This window comes from Streptomyces sp. NPDC048290 (assembly GCF_040652095.1).
Lineage (GTDB): Bacteria > Actinomycetota > Actinomycetes > Streptomycetales > Streptomycetaceae > Streptomyces.
This window is the reverse complement of sequence record NZ_JBEZLM010000004.1, coordinates 410,746-428,945: the sequence shown is the minus strand read 5'-3', so window position 1 is coordinate 428,945 and position 18,200 is coordinate 410,746. Positions and strand designations below refer to the sequence as shown.

The following is an 18,200-nucleotide window of genomic DNA, read 5'->3' as shown; positions in this document are numbered from 1 at the left end:
TTGCAGCGCAATAGGAAGAAGTGTCGCGGATTGCCTCTCGATACCGAGAGCCGACCGCATCATTTTCAGCCAGTTCGCGGGCGGTGCCTCCCGCGACGCCGTCCACCGGGGGTCAGCCGGAGTCTGGTGACCAGCTCACGTCCGGTGGTCGGTTCCCGTCCCGTGGTCCGTCCTAGCTCGGTGGTCCGTCCGATGCGCATCCGTACCTCCTTCCCCTGTGCGACGACCCACCAGGACGTCCGGGTCCCGCTGAGCGACGGGACGCTGCTCTACGCCCGTGTGTGGCGCCCGGTCACCGATACCCCCGTACCGGCGCTGCTCGAACTCCTTCCGTTCCGGCTGACCGATATGACCGCGTCGCGTGACGCCCAGCGCCACCCCTGGTACGCGGGCCACGGCTATGCGAGCGTCCGGGTCGACGCGCGCGGGCACGGCAACAGCGGGGGCGTGCCCGGAGGCGGTCCGGCGGCGGACGCGGCGGACGCCGCCGAGGTGGTGGAGTGGCTGGCGGCGCGGCCGTGGTGCGACGGCGGGGTCGGCATGATCGGCATCTCGTGGGGAGGCTCCCTCGCACTGCGTACCGCGGCCCTCGCGCCCGGACCGCTCAAGGCGGTCGTCAGTGTCTGCGCCACGGACGACCACTACGACAACGACGGGCAGTACGCGGGAGGTTCCGTCCTCGCGGCGGATCTGCCCGGCTGGTCGGCACGGCTGCTGGCGCTCGCCGCCCGTCCGCCGGACCCCCGCCATGTCGGGGACGGCTGGCGCGACCTGTGGCGGTACCGGCTGGACGCCCTGGAACCGCCCGCGCACGACTGGCTGGACCACCAGGTGCGGGACATGTACTGGAGTTCCGGCGCCGTCCGTGAGGACTATGGCGCGATCCGGGCGGCGGTGCTCACCGTCGGCGGGCTCCACGACCCGTACCGCGACACCGTGCTGCGGCTGGTGGAGCATCTCCCGGCCGGGCGGGTGCGCGGGCTGCTCGGCCCCTGGCCGCACACCTACCCGGACCGGGGCCGTCCGCCGGGACCGGCGATCGGCTTCCTCCAGGAGACCCTGCGCTGGTGGGACCGCTGGCTCAAGGGCCGGGACACGGGCGTGGACACCGATCCGCCGCTGCGCGTCCGTCTGACCACCGCGCACGCCCCGGCGCCCTCCTATGGCAGCCTGCCCGGCCGCTGGACCGGCGAGCCCGGCTGGCCCTCCCCGTACGTCACGCCGGTCGTGTACGCCCTCCAGGGCGCCCCCGTCCTCGTCCGCTCCCCGATGCACACGGGGGTGGACGCGGGCGCCTTCCTGCCGCGCGGGGAGGACGCCGACCTGCCGCCGGACCAGCGGGCGGAGGACGGGCGGTCGGTCTGCTTCGACTTCCCGCTCGGCGCGGGGACGGCGGTGCTGGGGCGGCCCCTGGTGCGGCTGCGGCTGCGCTGCGAGGTGCCGCGCGGGCAGGTGATCGCCCGGCTGTGCGACATCGCCCCGGACGGCTCCTCGACGCTGGTGACCCGGGGCGTGCTGAACCTCTCCGCGCGGACGGGGCGGGAGCGGGCGGTGGGGTGGCCGCCGGGCGCGACCGAAGAGGTCTCCTTCGCGCTGGGCACCCTGGGGCATGTCTTCGCACCGGGCCACCGGGTGCGGCTGGCGGTGTCCTCCGCGTACTGGCCCTGGGTGTGGCCGCAGCCCGGCTCCGAGGCCGGGTTCTTCCTGGACCCGGCGGGCAGCTCCCTGGAGCTGCCGGTACGGCGGGCTCCGGCGGGGACGACGTCTGCGGAGGCGCCGGTGGGGGCGGCGGTGGGGGTGCCTGGGGAGGCGCCGGGCGGGGCACATGTGGAGGCGCCGGGCGACGCGCCGGTGGAGCCGCCGGGCGAGGCACATGGGGACGCCCCCGGCGACACACCGGCCCAGGCACCAGGCGACGCACATGTACAGGCCCCCGGCGACACACCGGCCCAGGCACCGGACGACGTACATGTGGGCGCCCCCGACGACACGCCCGAGCAGGCCGAGCCGCTCGGTGTCGTCTCCGCCGTCACGCTGGACGCGCCGCGTCCCGGGCGGCTGGTGGTGCGGGACGTGGCCAGGGGCGAGTGGCGGCTGGAGATCGCGCCCGGCCCCCGGGGCACCTGGGTGCATCCGGACGGTCTGGAGGTCACCGAGGAGGCCCTGGAGTCGTACACGGTCCGGGACGGTGACGCGCTCTCGGCGCGGAGCCGGTCGGACCGGACGATCCGGCTGCACCGGCCGGACGCGGCCTGGGACACCAGGGTCCGGGTCCGGTCGGAGATGAGCTGCACGGCGACGGAGTTTTTGACCGTTAATGAGGTGATTTGCACCCTCGGTCGCGAGGTCGTCTTCCATCGCACCTGGGAGCATCGGACTCCACGCACCGCTAGTTAATAGGCACTTGGGTGCATTGCCCGATTTGCCACTCTTGCGAACGGGCGTGATGTGGCTCACTCGCCGCCGCCCACAACTCCTCCGCAGCCGCACACCGATTCCCCTTCCCCGTTTCACGAGTTGACCCTTTTCAGCTGCAAAGGATCATGTGCGGCAAAGGGGCGAAGGAAGATCAGAAGCGGTGATCTGTGATTCCGCCACTTGTTTCGGACATCCGCTCTCGCATACGTTCCCGGCCAGTCGGGCGGACGCCGAGTCCTGCCACCGCCCGCACCAACTCACTAGATCCACGGCAGGAGCGGGGGACCCAGGTAAGTCGCCGGGCCGGACACCGCAGAACCGCGTAGTACCGCTTGTACCGCTACGCGACTGCGATCGTCCGGAACGGCTCGGGGTGAAGCCGTGCCGCAAGGCCGGCCGGGCACCTCCCCGCCCGAACCCGACAGCTCACCTCGTAGGCGTAGGAGAGGAACCGTTCCCTATGTCCGTCATGTCTGTCATGTCCGCGCACCGCTCCCCGCGCGTCCGCCGCATCACCCGCAAGCTCGCCGTCGCCGGTACCGGCGCCGCCGTGCTCGCCCTGCCGCTCATCGGCGCCACCAGCGCCACCGCCGCCACCCCGACCGCGGTCTCGGCGGCCACCTCCGCCTACCCGAACAACCTCGACGGCTGGATTCGCCAGGCGCTCGACATCATGTCGCAGAACGGCATCCCCGGCAGCTACGACTCCATCCACCGCAATGTGATGCGCGAGTCGTCCGGCAACCCGGCCGCCGTCAACAACTGGGACTCCAACGCCGCCGCGGGCACCCCGTCCAAGGGCCTGCTCCAGGTGATCGACCCGACCTTCGCCGCGTACCACGTCTCCGGGACGATCTACGACCCGTACGACCCGATCGCGAACATCGTCGCCGCGTGCAACTACGCGGCCGACCGGTACGGCTCGATCGACAACGTGTTCGGCGCGTACTGATCCGTCGCACGGCTCACCGCGCGGGTTGGGGCCCGCCCAGGGAGCGCCGTGCGGTCCGGTGCCGGAGCGCCGTGGGGGCGGCGACTGCCGGAGGGCGGGACTCGCATAGGGCCTGCCTATAGGACCCGCTCATAGGACCCGTTTATCGGGCCTGCCTATGGGGCCGACTCATGGGACCTGCCTATGGGGCCTGCTTATCGGACCTGAGGAAAGAGTCGTTCGAGGACGACGGCGATGCCGTCGTCCTCGTTCGACGTGGTGATCTCGTCGGCCACCGCCTTGAGTTCGGGATGGGCGTTGGCCATCGCCACCCCGTGTCCGGCCCAGTCGAACATCGGGATGTCGTTGGGCATGTCCCCGAACGCGATGGTGTGCTCGGCGCGCACACCGAGCCGCCGGGCCGCGAGCGCGAGCCCGGTCGCCTTGGTCACCCCGCACGGCTGGAGTTCGACCGTCCCCGGCCCCGACATGGTGACCGTCGCCAGCGAGCCGACCACCGCGCGGGCCACCGACGCCAACTCGTCGTCGGTCAGCTCGGGATGGCGCAGCAGCACCTTGCTGATCGGCTCGGTCCACAGCTCGGCCCGGCGTCCGACCCGCACCGCGGGCAGCGTGGGGTGCGGCATCAGATAGCCCGGCTCGATCAGCGTGAGCCCGTCGACCCCGTCCTGGTCGACCGCCGCGTACACCTCTCCGACCTCGGCCTCGATCTTGCCGAGCGCGGTCTCCGCCAGTTCCCGGTCCAGGGTGACCGACCACAGCAGCCGGTCCGCGCCCGCGTCGTAGAGCTGCGCGCCCTGGCCGCACACCGCGAGGCCGGTGCTGCCGAGTTGCTCCAGGAGCGGGCGCACCCGGGGGGCCGGGCGACCGGTCACCACGAGATGCCGGGCACCGGCCTCGGCGGTCCGCGCCAGTGCGGCCAGCGAGCGGTCGGAGAAGGTGTCGTCGCCGCGCAGCAGCGTGCCGTCGAGGTCGGTGGCGACAAGGGCGAACGTGCTGCGCACGGTGCGTGCGGCATATGCGGTGGGTGCGGCCATGATCAGAGAATACGGACATCGCGCGGCCCCGACCCGGCCCTAACCGGACGTCGGACGGGTTCCCTCACGTCCCTCCCGCCCCCATCAACTCCCCTGTACCATGCGGCCTTTCACTTCGGCGGGGATCTGCGCGGCTGCTCGCGCGTGCTGAAAACGGGTCCGCTTTTCACTCAGAGGTGGGTCGCCCGGCGCGCCTCCCGACGGGCCGCCGGGGGGATGGGAGCGGACGGCCGGAGGGAGACCTTCCGGGAGGACCGTGGGCGGTCGCCGGGAGGGCGGCGGGCGGTCGCCGGGAGGGCGGCGGGCGGTCGCCGGGAGGACGGGGAGTGGTCGCCGGGGGCGGCGGAGGGTCGCCGGGAGGCGCGGGCAGCGGTCGCCGGACGGCGGGGAGCGGTCAGGGTCGGGCCGCGGAAGGTCATCGGGAGTACCGCGGGCCGCCACGGACGGGCCTCATGGACGGGCCACCACGGACGAGCCGCCACGAATGGGGCGGCAGGGACGGCCGCCACGGACGAGCCACCAATGGACCAGCCGTCACGGATGGGCCGCCGCGAGATGGCGCGCGAGACGCGGCGAGGCGAACTCCGTACCGCACACGAACCGCATCAGCGGACCGTACGAGGAGGCCGCGGGCAGCCCCGTGAAGTAGAGGCCCGGCAGGGAGGAGCGGAATCCGGCGCCCAGCCGTGGGGTGCCCCGGCTGACCGCGAGCGCGGTGCGCAGCGCCGGGCTCAGGAAGTCCATCGCGGCGAGGTCCACGCGGTAGCCGGTCGCGGCGATGACATGGTCGGCGGTGAGGTGCTCGGCGGCGCCGGTGTGGGTGCGGACGGTCAGCCTCGTACGGTCGCCGTCGGCCGCCGCGCCGAGGACGCGCGCCACCTCCGTGACCCGGACCGTCCCCTCGAAGCGCTCGCGCAGCCACCAGGCGCCGAGCGGGCCGAGCACCCGGCGTACCAACTCGTGGCGCAGAGCCTCCGGAAGGCGGCGGTAGGGGTGCGGGTAGTAGCTGAGCAGATGGAGCGACCAGGCGCGGCCGAACGGGGAGTCCGGACGGAACCGGGGCTGGCGCCAAGGGGGTTCGCCGAAGCCGACGCCGCCCCGGCCACGGGCGACGACCCGGACCGTGGCGCCCGCCTCCGCCGCGAGGACGGCGGTCTCCAGCGCGGACTGGCCCGCGCCGACCACGATCAGCTCCTTGCCCCGGTAGCGACCGAGGTCGTGGTGCTGGGAGCTGTGCGAGACGGGGGCGGCGGGACCGGGACCGCCGGGCACGGCCGCCGCGAGCGCGGGCGGCAGCCGCGCGAGACCGCTGAGGCCGGAGGCGACGACGACCGCGCGGGCGGTGAACACCTCCCCGGAGTCCAGCTTCACCTCGTAGGCGCCCGGCGGACGGGGGTCCACGGAGGAGACCCGGACCCGCTCCAGACCCGGCACCAGATGCTTCTGGAACCAGTCCCCGTACGCGACGAAGGTCTCCACCGGCACGATGTCCTCGTCCGTCACCAGCGGCGGAAGACCGGCCGCCGCGCAGTAGTCGGCGAGGGTGTGGCCCGGCTGCGGGGCGTCGAGGCTGGAGGCGGCCGGGGTGGATTTGAGGAGCATGCCCGCGGGCATCCGGGCCCGCCAGCTCACCATGGGTTCGCCGAAGACCCGGACCGGCAGACCGTAGGCGCGCAGATGCGCGGCGGTGGACAGACCGAAGGGGCCTGCGCCGATCACGGCGACCGGACGGGTGACGGCGGCCGGACGTGTCACGGGGTCCTCCAGGACGGGGCGTCGGAGCGACGGGGGCGGCCGGGGCGGCGGTCTCCGGGCCGGTGGGTGCGCCACAGGTGGTACAGGTGCTTGGCTCCCGGGCGGACGAGACGGGCCAGCATCGTGGCGAACGGCAGCGGGTCGTCCGGTGCCAGCCAGGCGAGTTCCGTACCGGTCGCGCGTGGCGGGGCGTGTGGGGTGGTGTAGCCGCTGCGGCGGTAGGCGAGCAGGGCCGGGAGGTCGATGTTCTCCACCACGTACCGCCGCCCGGCGGGTGGGGCTCCGCCGGGGACCGGGCGGCCGGTCAGGTCGAGATGGAGCGCGCGGACGACATCCACGCCCGGCCCGCTCTCGAAGAGCCGGAACTGCGCGCCCATACGGGGGTTGAAGTCGAGGAGTTTGTACTGTCCGTCACGGCGGTCGAAGCGCAGGTCGAGATCGAAGACACCGGTGAAGCCGATCTGTTGGAGAAAACGCGCGGCGAGGTCGGCAAGTTCCGGATTCGCCACGACATACGCGTGCGCGGTCATTCCTGCGTGCGGTGGCCAGGACCGCACCTTGACACCGGTGAACAGGGCGAGCGGGGTGGCGTCTGCGGCGAGATAGCCGTGCACGATCCAGTCCTCGGCGGACTCGCGGGGCAGGTACTCCTGGAGGACGACGCCGGGGTCGCCACCGAGGGCGCCGCCGGGGCCACCGCCGGGACCGGGGTCCCGGGTGCCGGGGTCGGCCGGGCGGCCGTCGTGCGGGGCGCGGCGGACACCGGGCCGGGACTCGGACGGGTCGGACATATATGACATACCGGGCGGCTGATGATCGGGGGCGCACCAGTCGCGGGCCAGCGCCAGCAGATCCGCGCGGCTCATGATCCTGGTGGTCCCGGGCACCGCGGGCCGCCGGCGCCGGACGAACGCCTCGCGGTTCTTCGCCACCACCGGGAAGACGGCGTGCTCGGCGAACGCGGCGATGTCGTCGTAGCTCGCCGGTACGACGGTGCGCGGGCTGGCCATGCCGTGTTCCCCGCAGAGTTCGTGCAGGGTCTGCTTGCTGGCCAGGCGGCGCGGCAGGTCCGGTGCGACGGGCGGGGCGAGGAAGGGCCCGGCGAGATCGGCGCGGCGCTCGGCGATCAGCACCGCCGCCTCCTCGTCGGTCGGGATCAGCACGGCGGGGCGCCCGATCCGGCGGCCGATCCGCAGCAGCCCCTCGACCAGCCGGTCGGGGTCCTCCGCGCCGGTGGTCGGCCAGACGAACGCCCGGGTGAGATAGCGCGAGGCAGCCGCGGGCGTGTACGGGTCCTCGGTGATCGCGTACATGGGGACGCCCAGCCGTCCCAGACTGCGGATGGCGCCGACGCCCCCGTGGTGCAGCGGGTAGCCGCCGAACTTGACGATCAGGCCCGGGACATCACGGTCGACGTCCACGGGCACACCGAAAGTGCGCTCGGCCACGGGTCCCCCCACGCGTCCCCCGGCGGACCGGATGCGTCCCGTCCGCCCCCGCGAAGGACGCTAAGCCGGAATTCCCCCCTCCGAGCGACGGTTTTCATGACATTGCCGAACTCTTTAGGCGTTCTAGACCATGAGGGACGGGGGCAGAGGGACGTAACGTGACGGGTGGCCGATGAGCGGGCATCACCAGCACCAGCGGCACCGCCGTCATCCGCAGCCCGACCCGCGACCGACCCGCAGACCGACGAGAGTGAGGGAGACCGCATGCCCCCGTTTGACGTCCCCGAGGGCGATCTCTTCGGCGTACACAACCTTCCGTACGGCGTCTTCTCACTGACCGGGGACGGGGGCGCCGGAGACCGGGGTGACGGGACCGGCGATGACGGTCCGGACGGGACCGGTCCGGGCGGGCGGCCCCCCGGAGTCAGGAGCACCGGCGTCAGGACCCCCGGCGCCCGGAGCACCGGCGCCCAAAGCCTCGAGGTCAGGAGCCCCGGCGTCCGGAGCGTCGGAGTCCGGTTCGGTGACCACGTCCTCGACGCGGGTGCCGCCGCCCGCGCCCTGGGCTCCCCCTACGACTCCCTGCTCGACCGCCCCACCCTCGGCCCGCTGCTCGCCGCCGGGCGCACCGCCTGGTCGGACGTGCGACGGGCGCTGACCGCCTGGCTGACCGTGCCCGCGCACCGCGAGGTCGTCGCCCCGCTGCTGTACCCGCTGTCCTCGGTACGGCTGCACCTCCCCTTCGAGGTCGCCGACTACGTCGACTTCTACTCCTCCGAGAACCACGCCCGCACCGTCGGCCGGATCTTCCGCCCCGACGCCCCCGACTCCCTCCCCCCGAACTGGAAGCACCTGCCCATCGGCTACCACGGCCGCGCGGGCACGGTCGTCGTCTCGGACACGGACGTCGTACGCCCCTGCGGGCAGCGCAAGTCCCCCGCCGACCCGGCGCCGGTCTTCGGCCCCACCACCCGGCTCGACATCGAGGCGGAGGTGGGTTTCGTGGTGGGCGTACCGAGCCCGCTGGGCCACCCGGTGCCGCAGAGCGCCTTCCGCGACCACGTCTTCGGACTCTGTCTGCTCAACGATTGGTCGGCACGCGACATCCAGTCCTGGGAGTACGTCCCGCTGGGACCGTTCCTCGGCAAGTCCTTCGCCACCTCCGTATCGGCGTGGATCACTCCGCTGGACGCGCTGGAGGACGCCCGGACCGCCCCGCCGGAACGGACCCACCCACCACTCCCCTATCTCGACGACCGCGACGAGGAGCCCGCCGGGTACGACCTGCGGCTGTCCGTCGCGGTCAACGGCCATGTCGTGTCCGAGCCGCCGTTCGCCACGATGTACTGGACCGCCGCCCAGCAGCTCGCCCACCTCACCGTGAACGGAGCCTCCCTGCGGACCGGCGATCTCTACGCCTCCGGCACGGTCAGCGGACCCGGCGAGCGGGAACGCGGCTCCCTGCTGGAGCTGACCTGGAACGGCCGCGACCCGCTGCCCCTCCCCGACGGCGAACGGACCTTCCTTGAGGACGGCGACGTGGTCACCCTCACCGGCTGGGCACCCGGGCCGGACGGGCTGCGGGTGGGGCTCGGGGACGTGACGGGAACGGTGGTCCACCGGGCCGCCCAGGGGCGGTGATCACGGGGAGGTCATGAGGAGGAGCCGGGTTTCCCTGGTTCCGACGGCTGACTACGGGACCCCGGGGCCGTCATACTGGGCGGCGGCGCGTTTGTGAGCGGCCTGTGCGTGATGCTCCGCACGGACCGTCGCCCGCGCCCGGCCGCCGCCGTGTCCGACCCCGCCGTACCTCTGTCTGTCCAGCCCGATCCGCCCCACGCCACCCGCACCGCCCGCTCTCTCCTTTCCTCCAGCTTTCCCCCCGATTTCTTTCCGAGCCGCCCCTACCGATCAGCATCCGGAGACCCTGGGATGACCGTCACCCTGCTCCTGTTGAGCGTCGTCGGCCTGACGGCCGCCGTGCCGGCACCCCGTGCGCTGACCCGGGCCGAGTGGCCCGAGCGGGAGCCCGTCGTCGGACTCTGGGTGTGGCAGTGCCTGGTCGCCACCGTCCTGCTGTCCTGTCTGACCGCGCTGACCCTGGGCGCGGCGGCCGTCTTCCAGACCGTGCGCCACCATGTCTTCGCCCCGGCGCCCCCGGCCGTGACCGCCGCCTACGACCTGTCGGCCGCTCCGGTCTGGGCCGTGGTCCTCACCGTGCTGCTGGCCTGCGGCGCGGCCTGGACCACCGCCATGCTCGCCCGGGAACTGGTCGAGGTCCGGCGACGCCGCGACACCACCCGCGCCCATCTGCGCGAACGCGCCCCGGAGCTGCCCGCCGGGCTGCCCCGCTCACGCGGCCCGCTGCTGGTGCTGGAGGACGAGTACCCGGACGCCTGGTGGCTGCCGGGCCATCCGCCCCAGCTGGTGGTGACCACCGGCGCCCTGCACAAGCTCACCGACCACCAGCTCGACGCGGTCCTCACCCATGAGCGCGGCCATGCCCGCGCCCACCACGACTGGCTGCTGCATCTGTCCACCGCGCTGGCCACCGGTTTCCCCCGGGTGCCGCTGTTCGCCCACTTCTGTGACCAGACCCGGCGGCTGGTCGAGCTGGCCGCCGACGACACCGCCTCGCGCCGCTGCGGTCATCTGACCACCGCCCTCGCCCTGATCGAGCTGAACCAGCACCGGGGTGTGCTGTCCTGCTCCTCCAGCCACCGGCTGCTGGGCGAACGCGTGGACCGTCTGCTGGAGCCGAAGCCCCGGCTGAACCGGAGACGCCGGGCGCTGACCACCACGGTCGCCGCGCTGGTGCCGCTGCTGCCGCTGATCATCACCTTTCTGCCGGGGCTGAGCGCGCTGGGCTGAGCGCGCCGAGCTCAGCGCGGGCGACCCCGACAGGGACGGGCCCCTGATCACCCCGACAGGGACGCGCCCCTGATCGCCCCGGAGGGACGCGGCCGTGATCACCCCGACAGGGACGGGCCCGTCAGCGCCCCGACCGAGACGCGCCCCTGATCACCCGACAGGGACGGACCCTCGCCCCCCGCCTATCTCCACTCCTCCGGCTCCGGCTCGACGTCCTCCTCGGGCCACAGCTCGTCGCCCCCGAAGCCCCCGGAACCACCCTCGGCCCGTGAGGCGCTCCCCGCACCGGAACCGGTCCCCGACCGCGAAGCCCCGCCGCCGCCCGAACCGCCCCCGACGCCGGACGCCGCCCCGGACCGGGCCTCCGCCCCCGTGGCGGCCCCCGTCGCGGCCCCCGTGGCGGCCCCCGTCGCGGCCCCCGCCGCGGCCACCGCCCCGTCCGCCGCCGCGGGCCGCTCCAGCCCGCCGAGCACCTCCAGCACGCCCTCCCCGTACGTCGTGAGCTTCTTCTCGCCCACGCCGCTGATCCCACCCAGCTCCCGCACGGAGCCGGGCCACACGGTCGCGATCTCTCTCAGCGTGGCGTCATGGAAGATGACATACGCCGGGACGCCCTGCTCCCGGGCCTGCTCGGCGCGCCAGGCGCGCAGCGCCTCGAACGCGGGCACCAGGGACTCCGGCAGCTCGGCCGCCGCCGCCTTCGCCTTGCGCTCGCCGCGGGACCCACCGCTCCCGCCGCTCCCGCCGCCGGACCGGGCCACCACCGGCTTCTTCGGCTCCTTGCGCAGCGGGACGTCCCGCTCCCGCCGCAGTACGGTGCCGCTGGCCTCGGTCAGCACCAACGTGCCGTAGTCGCCCTCGACCGCCAGCAGGCCCTGGGCCAGGAGCTGGCGGACGACCCCGCGCCACTCCCCCTCCTCCAGGTCCTGGCCGATGCCGAACACCGAGAGCTGGTCGTGGTCGAACTGGATCACCTTGGCGGTCCGCTTGCCGAGCAGGATGTCCACGATCTGCACGGCGCCGAACTTCTGTCCGCGCTCCCGCTGCAACCGCACCACCGTGGACAGCGCCTTCTGCGCCGCCACCGTGCCGTCCCAGGTCTCGGGCGGGGTGAGACAGGTGTCGCAGTTGCCGCAGCCGGTCGCGCCCGGCTCCTGGCCGAAGTAGGTGAGGAGCTGTCCGCGGCGGCAGCTCGCGGTCTCGCACAGGGCGAGCATCGCGTCCAGGTGCGCCTGGGCGCGGCGCCGGAACGCCTCGTCGCCCTCACCGGACTGGATCAGCTTGCGCTGCTGGATGACGTCGTTGAGCCCGTACGCCATCCAGGCCGTGGACGGCTGGCCGTCGCGTCCGGCGCGGCCGGTCTCCTGGTAGTAGCCCTCCACGGACTTCGGCAGGTCGAGATGGGCGACGAACCGGACGTCCGGCTTGTCGATGCCCATGCCGAAGGCGATGGTGGCGACCACCACGAGCCCGTCCTCGCGCAGGAAGCGCGACTGGTGGGTCGCGCGTGTCCCCGCGTCCAGCCCCGCGTGGTACGGCACCGCCTCGACGCCGTTGCGGGAGAGGAACTCGGCGGTCTTCTCCACCGAGTTGCGCGACAGGCAGTAGACGATGCCCGCGTCGCCCGCGTGCTCGTCCCGCAGGAAGGCGAGGAGCTGCTTCTTGGGGTCGGCCTTGGACACGATCCGGTACTGGATGTTGGGCCGGTCGAAGCTGGCCTCGAAGTGCCGGGCGTCGGGCATCCCGAGCCGTTGGGTGATCTCCTGGTGCGTGGCGCGGGTCGCCGTGGCCGTGAGCGCGATGCGGGGGACGTCGGGCCAGCGCTCGCCGAGCACCGACAGGGCCAGATAGTCGGGCCGGAAGTCATGGCCCCACTGGGCCACGCAGTGCGCCTCGTCGATGGCGAAGACCGAGATCTTGCCGCGGGAGAGCAGATTCAGCGTGGCGTCCAGCCGCAGCCGCTCCGGGGCCAGATAGAGCAGGTCCAGCTCCCCGGCGAGGAACTCGGCCTCCACCACCCGCCGCTCGTCGAAGTCCTGGGTGGAGTTGATGAATCCGGCGTTCACCCCCAGCGCCCGCAGGGCGTCCACCTGGTCCTGCATGAGCGCGATCAGCGGCGAGACGACAATGCCCGTACCCGCTCTGACCAGGGAGGGGATCTGGTAGCAGAGGGACTTGCCGCCGCCGGTCGGCATCAGCACCACGGCGTCCCCGCCGGACACCACATGCTCGATCACGGCTTCCTGCTCGCCCCGGAACGCTTCGTACCCGAAGACCTTGCGGAGCGTCTCCAACGCCTCGCCGCCGGCTGTCGCCGTCATACCACCGATCCCGCCTGTCCCGCCCATCGCCGTGCCCCCGTACGTCGTGCTTCGACCACTGCCTCCACGATAGGCCCCAGCACTGACACCGCCGGAGTTATCCACAGGCCCTCTCCAGCCATCCGACCACCAGAACAAGACAGAACAAGACAACACAAGAAGGGGGCCCCGGCTCTCCGAGGAGCCGGGGCCCACCACACGCCCGGACGGCCGTCGGACCGGCCACCGGGCACACACTGTCACCGCATCGGCACTGTCACCGCACGAACACCCCGGCCGTTCCCGCCAGATCCAGGAAGTACTGCGGTGCCACACCGAGCACCAGCGTCACCGCGACGCCCACCCCGATCGCCGTCATGGTCAGCGGCGACGGCACGGCGACGGTCGGGCCCTCGGGCCGCGGCTCGCTGAAGAACATCAGCACGATCACCCGGATGTAGAAGAACGCGGCGATGGCCGAGGAGATCACACCGACCACGACCAGCGGGGCGGCCCCGCCCTCCGCCGCCGCCTTGAACACGGCGAACTTCCCCGCGAACCCGGAGGTCAGCGGGATACCGGCGAACGCCAGCAGGAACACCGCGAAGACGGCCGCCACCAGCGGTGATCTCCGGCCCAGGCCCGCCCACTTGGACAGATGGGTGGCCTCGCCGCCCGCGTCCCGCACCAGCGTGACGACCGCGAAGGCGCCGATCGTGACGAAGGAGTACGCGGCCAGATAGAAGAGCACCGAGGAGATGCCGTCGGGGGTGGTCGCGACGACACCGGCGAGGATGAACCCGGCGTGCGCGATCGACGAGTACGCCAGCAGGCGCTTGATGTCGGTCTGGGTGATCGCCACGATGGCGCCGCCCAGCATCGTGATGATCACGACGCCCCACATGACCGGCCGCCAGTCCCAGCGCAGGCCGGGGAGCACGACGTAGAGGACACGCAGCAGGGCGCCGAAGGCGGCGACCTTGGTGGCGGCGGCCATGAAGCCGGTCACGGGGGTCGGTGCGCCCTGGTAGACGTCCGGCGTCCACATGTGGAAGGGCACCGCGCCGACCTTGAAGAGCAGGCCCATGACGAGCAGCGCGGTGCCGACCAGCAGCAGCGCGTCATTGTCCATGGTGTCGGCGAGCGCCGGGGTGACCTCCGGGACCGTGCCGTCGACGACCTGCGCGATCACGGCGTACGACATGGAGCCCGCGTAGCCGTAGAGCAGGGCGATGCCGAACAGGGTGAACGCGGAGGCGAACGCGCCGAGCAGGAAGTACTTCACGGCCGCTTCGAGCGAGATCATCCGCTTGCGGCGGGCGAGCGCGCACATCAGGTACAGCGGCAGCGAGAAGACCTCGAGCGCGACGAACAGCGTCAGCAGGTCGTTGGCCGCCGGGAAGAGCAGCATGCCCGCGACGGCGAACATCAGCAGCGGGTACACCTCGGTGGTGGTGAACCCGGCCTTCACGGCGTCCTTCTCGGCCTCGCTGCCGGGGACCGCCGCCGCCTCCGCGGCGAACGAGTCGACCCGGTTGCCGTGCGCGGCCGGGTCGAGGCGCCGCTCGGCGAAGGTGAACAGGGCGACCAGCGCCGACAGCAGGATGACGCCCTGGAGGAACAGGGCGGGTCCGTCGACGGCGATGGCGCCCATGGCGGCGATGCCGGACTTGGTGGTGGCGTATCCGTCGGCGGCGAGCGCCACCACCCCGGCGAAGGCGGCGGCGAGCGCGACGGCTGCGACGAACGTCTGGACGTGATACCGGGACTTGCGCGGTACGACCGCCTCGATCAGCACCCCGAGGATCGCCGCGCCGACGACGATCAGGATGGGCGAGAGCTGGGCGTACTCGATCTTCGGCGCTTCGATCTTCGAGATCGGGGTCGCCGCGGTTGTCCACAGGCTGTGGACGGCTGCCGCACTCACCTTGCCGCCTCCACCTCGGGCTGGGGGTCCTGCTTCTGCACGTCGGACATGGTCTGCTCGACCGCCGGGTTGACGATGTCGGCGACCGGCTTCGGATAGACGCCCAGCACGATCAGCAACGCGATCAGCGGGGCGACGACGACGAGTTCCCGCACCCTGAGGTCGGGCATCGTGGCGACCTCGGGCTTGACCGGGCCCGTCATCGTCCGCTGGTAGAGCACCAGCGTGTAGAGCGCGGCGAGCACGATGCCGAAGGTGGCGATGATGCCGATCACCGGGTACCGGGAGAACGTGCCGACCAGGACCAGGAACTCACTGACGAACGGGGCGAGTCCGGGCAGCGAGAGCGTCGCCAGACCGCCGATGAGGAACGTCCCGGCGAGCACCGGGGCGACCTTCTGCACCCCGCCGTAGTCCGCGATGAGCCGCGAGCCGCGCCGCGAGATCAGGAACCCGGCCACCAGCATCAGCGCGGCCGTGGAGATCCCGTGGTTGACCATGTAGAGCGTGGCGCCGGACTGGCCCTGGCTGGTCATCGCGAAGATGCCCATGACGATGAAGCCGAAGTGGGAGATCGACGCGTACGCCACCAGCCGCTTCATGTCCCGCTGGCCGACGGCGAGCAGCGCCCCGTAGATGATGCTGATCAGGGCGAGGACCAGGATCACCGGAGTGGCCCACTGGGACGCCTCCGGGAACAGGCCGAGGCAGAAGCGGAGCATCGCGAAGGTGCCGACCTTGTCGACCACCGCGGTGATCAGGACGGCGACCGGCGCGGTGGACTCGCCCATCGCGTTGGGCAGCCAGGTGTGCAGCGGCCACAGCGGCGCCTTCACCGCGAAGGCGAAGAAGAAGCCGAGGAACAGCCACCGTTCGGTGTTGGTCGCCATGGTCAGTTCGCCGCTGGCCCGCGCGGCGGCGATCTCGGTGAGCGAGAAGTTCCCGGCGACCACGTACAGACCGATCACCGCGGCCAGCATGATCAGCCCGCCGACCAGGTTGTAGAGCAGGAACTTCACGGCGGCGTACGACCGCTGGGTGGCGGCCACCTTCTCGCCGTGCTCATGGGCCCGGTCCCCGAAGCCGCCGATGAGGAAGTACATCGGGATCAGCATGGCTTCGAAGAAGATGTAGAACAGGAAGACGTCGGTGGCCTCGAAGGAGATGATCACCATCGCCTCGACCAGCAGGATCAGCGCGAAGAAGCCCTGAGTGGGCCGCCAGCGGCTGCTGCCGGTCTCCAGCGGGTCGGCGTCGTGCCAGCCCGCCACGATGATGAACGGGATCAGCAGCGCGGTCAGCGCGATCAGCACCACCGCGATGCCGTCCACGCCCAGTTCGTAGCGGACCCCGAAGTCGGAGATCCAGGAGCGCGACTCGGTGAGCTGGTAGCGGTCGCCGCCGGGGTCGAAGCGGACCATGATCGTCACGGCGAGCGCGAGGGTGGCGAGCGAGAACACCAGCGCCAGCCATTTGGCGACCGTGCGTTTCGCGGCCGGTACGGCGGCCGTGGCGATGGCCCCGACGGCCGGGAGCACCGCCGTCGCTGTCAGCAGGGGAAAGGACATCGGTATCAGACCGCCCTCATCAGCAGGGTCGCGGCGATCAGGATCGCCACACCGCCGAACATCGAGACCGCGTACGACCGCGCGTAGCCGTTCTGGAGCTTGCGCAGCCGTCCGGAGAGGCCGCCGACCGAGGCCGCCGTGCCGTTGACGACTCCGTCGACCAGGCTGTGGTCGACGTACACCAGGGAGCGTGTGAGGTGTTCGCCGCCGCGGACCAGCACGACATGGTTGAAGTCGTCCTGGAGGAGGTCGCGGCGGGCCGCGCGGGTGAGCAGCGAGCCGCGCGGGGCGACGACCGGGACCGGGCGGCGCCCGTACTGGGCCCAGGCGATGGCCACGCCGATCACCATGACGGCGACGGTGGACAGGGTGACGGTGGTGGCGCTGACCGGCGGGTGTCCGTGGTCATGGCCGGTGATGGGCTCCAGCCAGTGCACGAACCGGTCGCCGATGCTGAAGAAGGCACCGCCCGCGACCGAGCCGACGGCCAGCACGATCATGGGGATCGTCATGGACTTCGGGGACTCGTGGGGATGCGGCTCGTTGCCGTTCGCGTCGGGCTGCCAGCGCTTCTCGCCGAAGAACGTCATCAGCATCACGCGGGTCATGTAGAACGCGGTGATGGCCGCGCCGAGCAGGGCCGCGCCGCCGAGGATCCAGCCCTCGGTGCCGCCCTTGGCGAACGCCGCCTCGATGATCTTGTCCTTGGAAAAGAAGCCGGACAGACCGGGGAACCCGATGATCGCCAGATAGCCGAGCCCGAACGTGACGAACGTGATCGGCATGTACTTCCGCAGGCCGCCGTACTTGCGCATGTCGACCTCGTCGTTCATGCCGTGCATGACCGAACCGGCGCCGAGGAACAGGCCCGCCTTGAAGAAGCCGTGTGTCACCAGGTGCATGATCGCGAAGACATAGCCGATGGGGCCGAGCCCGGCGGCGAGGATCATGTAGCCGATCTGCGACATCGTGGACCCGGCCAGGGCCTTCTTGATGTCGTCCTTGGCGCAACCGACGATCGCACCGAACAGCAGCGTGACCGTGCCGACGATGGTGACCACCAGCTGCGCGTCCGGCGCCGCGTTGAAGATCGCGCCGGAGCGGACGATGAGGTAGACGCCCGCGGTGACCATGGTCGCGGCGTGGATCAGGGCCGAGACCGGGGTCGGGCCCTCCATCGCGTCCCCGAGCCAGGACTGGAGCGGCACCTGGGCCGACTTGCCGCACGCGGCGAGCAGCAGCATCAGACCGATGCCGGTGAGCACCGCCTCGCTGGCCCCGCCGAGCAGGGCGGGCTCCTCGTGGCCGCCGAGCAGCGGGCCGAAGGCGAACGTGCCGAACGTCGTGAACATCAGGAAGATCGCGATCGCCAGGCCCATGTCGCCGACCCGGTTGACCAGGAACGCCTTCTTGGCGGCCGTGGCTGCGCTGGGCTTGTGCTGCCAGAAGCCGATCAGCAGATAGGAGGCGAGACCGACGCCCTCCCAGCCGACGTACAGCAGCAGATAGTTGTCGGCGAGGACCAGGATCAGCATCGCCGCGAGGAAGAGGTTGAGGTAACCGAAGAAGCGGCGGCGGCGCTCGTCGTGCTCCATGTAGCCGATGGAGTACACATGGATGAGGGTGCCGACACCGGTGATCAGCAGGACGAACGTCATCGACAACTGGTCGAGGCGGAAGGCGACGTCCGCCTGGAAGCTCTCGACCGGGATCCAGGTGAACAAGTGCTGGATCAGGGTGCGGTCCTCGGCGCCCCGGCCCAGCAGATCGGCGAAGAGGATCACGCCGAAGACGAACGAGACGAACGACAGCAGCGTGCCGATCCAGTGGCCGACCGCGTCGAGCCGGCGGCCACCGCACAGCAGTACGGCAGCTCCTAGCAAAGGCGCCGCGATCAGCAGCGCAATCAGGTTCTCCACGATTC

11 protein-coding genes and 1 riboswitch are annotated in these 18,200 nt (G+C 71.8%); of the genes, 4 read left to right on the top strand and 7 right to left on the bottom strand.

The genetic code is table 11. The features are described from left to right. Positions 1-192 precede the first annotated feature (192 nt). Entirely contained in the window at positions 193-2,397 is a 2,205-nt protein-coding gene (locus AB0D49_RS09260) for a CocE/NonD family hydrolase (protein WP_362753295.1), read from the top strand. 269 nt (positions 2,398-2,666) lie between these two features. Further along, positions 2,667-2,873: riboswitch (cyclic di-AMP (ydaO/yuaA leader) on the top strand. 14 nt (positions 2,874-2,887) lie between these two features. After that, a complete protein-coding gene (locus AB0D49_RS09255) occupies positions 2,888-3,370 on the top strand; it encodes a transglycosylase SLT domain-containing protein (RefSeq protein ID WP_362753442.1) in 483 nt (160 codons plus the stop codon). Positions 3,371-3,564: 194 nt separating this feature from the next. On the opposite strand, the gene AB0D49_RS09250 is transcribed toward AB0D49_RS09255, so the two are convergent. From AB0D49_RS09250 to AB0D49_RS09240, 3 genes are all read right to left on the bottom strand, one after another. Then, positions 3,565-4,407, bottom strand: a complete 843-nt coding sequence (locus tag AB0D49_RS09250; RefSeq protein WP_362753292.1) for an HAD family hydrolase — start codon at positions 4,405-4,407, stop codon at positions 3,565-3,567. 534 nt (positions 4,408-4,941) lie between these two features. Next, positions 4,942-6,162, bottom strand: coding sequence for an FAD-dependent oxidoreductase (locus tag AB0D49_RS09245; protein WP_362753289.1), 1,221 nt, complete (start codon positions 6,160-6,162; stop codon positions 4,942-4,944). Continuing rightward, the gene (locus AB0D49_RS09240; protein WP_362753286.1) at positions 6,159-7,610 is read right to left on the bottom strand and encodes an ATP-grasp domain-containing protein; all 1,452 of its coding nucleotides are present in this window, start codon (positions 7,608-7,610) and stop codon (positions 6,159-6,161) included. The genes AB0D49_RS09245 and AB0D49_RS09240 overlap by 4 nt, the downstream gene beginning before the upstream one ends. Before the next feature lie 264 nt (positions 7,611-7,874). Here AB0D49_RS09240 and fahA point away from each other — a divergent pair, with 264 nt between their 5' ends. After that, positions 7,875-9,251, top strand: coding sequence for a fumarylacetoacetase (fahA, locus tag AB0D49_RS09235; RefSeq protein ID WP_362753283.1), 1,377 nt, complete (start codon positions 7,875-7,877; stop codon positions 9,249-9,251). Between the two features lie 291 nt (positions 9,252-9,542). Beyond that, complete coding sequence (locus tag AB0D49_RS09230) at positions 9,543-10,481, top strand: M56 family metallopeptidase (RefSeq protein ID WP_362753280.1); 939 nt, start codon at positions 9,543-9,545, stop codon at positions 10,479-10,481. Positions 10,482-10,663: 182 nt separating this feature from the next. On the opposite strand, the gene recQ is transcribed toward AB0D49_RS09230, so the two are convergent. From recQ to nuoL, 4 genes are all read right to left on the bottom strand, one after another. Continuing rightward, on the bottom strand, positions 10,664-12,829 hold the full coding sequence (gene recQ / locus AB0D49_RS09225) for a DNA helicase RecQ (protein WP_362753276.1): 2,166 nt from the start codon (positions 12,827-12,829) through the stop codon (positions 10,664-10,666). A 229-nt stretch (positions 12,830-13,058) separates the two neighbouring features. Beyond that, entirely contained in the window at positions 13,059-14,708 is a 1,650-nt protein-coding gene (nuoN, locus tag AB0D49_RS09220; RefSeq protein WP_362753274.1) for an NADH-quinone oxidoreductase subunit NuoN, read from the bottom strand. Beyond that, complete coding sequence (locus AB0D49_RS09215) at positions 14,705-16,276, bottom strand: NADH-quinone oxidoreductase subunit M (protein WP_362753271.1); 1,572 nt, start codon at positions 16,274-16,276, stop codon at positions 14,705-14,707. Before AB0D49_RS09215 ends, nuoN begins: the two co-directional genes overlap by 4 nt. 5 nt (positions 16,277-16,281) lie before the next feature. Further along, positions 16,282-18,195, bottom strand: coding sequence for an NADH-quinone oxidoreductase subunit L (gene nuoL, locus AB0D49_RS09210; RefSeq protein ID WP_362753268.1), 1,914 nt, complete (start codon positions 18,193-18,195; stop codon positions 16,282-16,284). Positions 18,196-18,200 lie beyond the last annotated feature (5 nt).

What these genes read in the sequence shown, in the direction of transcription:
- AB0D49_RS09250 (WP_362753292.1), bottom strand. Translation starts at nt 4,407, where the DNA reads ATGGCCGCACCCACCGCATATGCCGCACGCACCGTGCGCAGCACGTTC.
- AB0D49_RS09255 (WP_362753442.1), top strand. Translation starts at nt 2,888, where the DNA reads ATGTCTGTCATGTCCGCGCACCGCTCCCCGCGCGTCCGCCGCATCACC.
- fahA (WP_362753283.1), top strand. Translation starts at nt 7,875, where the DNA reads ATGCCCCCGTTTGACGTCCCCGAGGGCGATCTCTTCGGCGTACACAAC.
- recQ (WP_362753276.1), bottom strand. Translation starts at nt 12,829, where the DNA reads ATGGGCGGGACAGGCGGGATCGGTGGTATGACGGCGACAGCCGGCGGC.
- AB0D49_RS09230 (WP_362753280.1), top strand. Translation starts at nt 9,543, where the DNA reads ATGACCGTCACCCTGCTCCTGTTGAGCGTCGTCGGCCTGACGGCCGCC.
- AB0D49_RS09215 (WP_362753271.1), bottom strand. Translation starts at nt 16,276, where the DNA reads ATGTCCTTTCCCCTGCTGACAGCGACGGCGGTGCTCCCGGCCGTCGGG.
- AB0D49_RS09260 (WP_362753295.1), top strand. Translation starts at nt 193, where the DNA reads ATGCGCATCCGTACCTCCTTCCCCTGTGCGACGACCCACCAGGACGTC.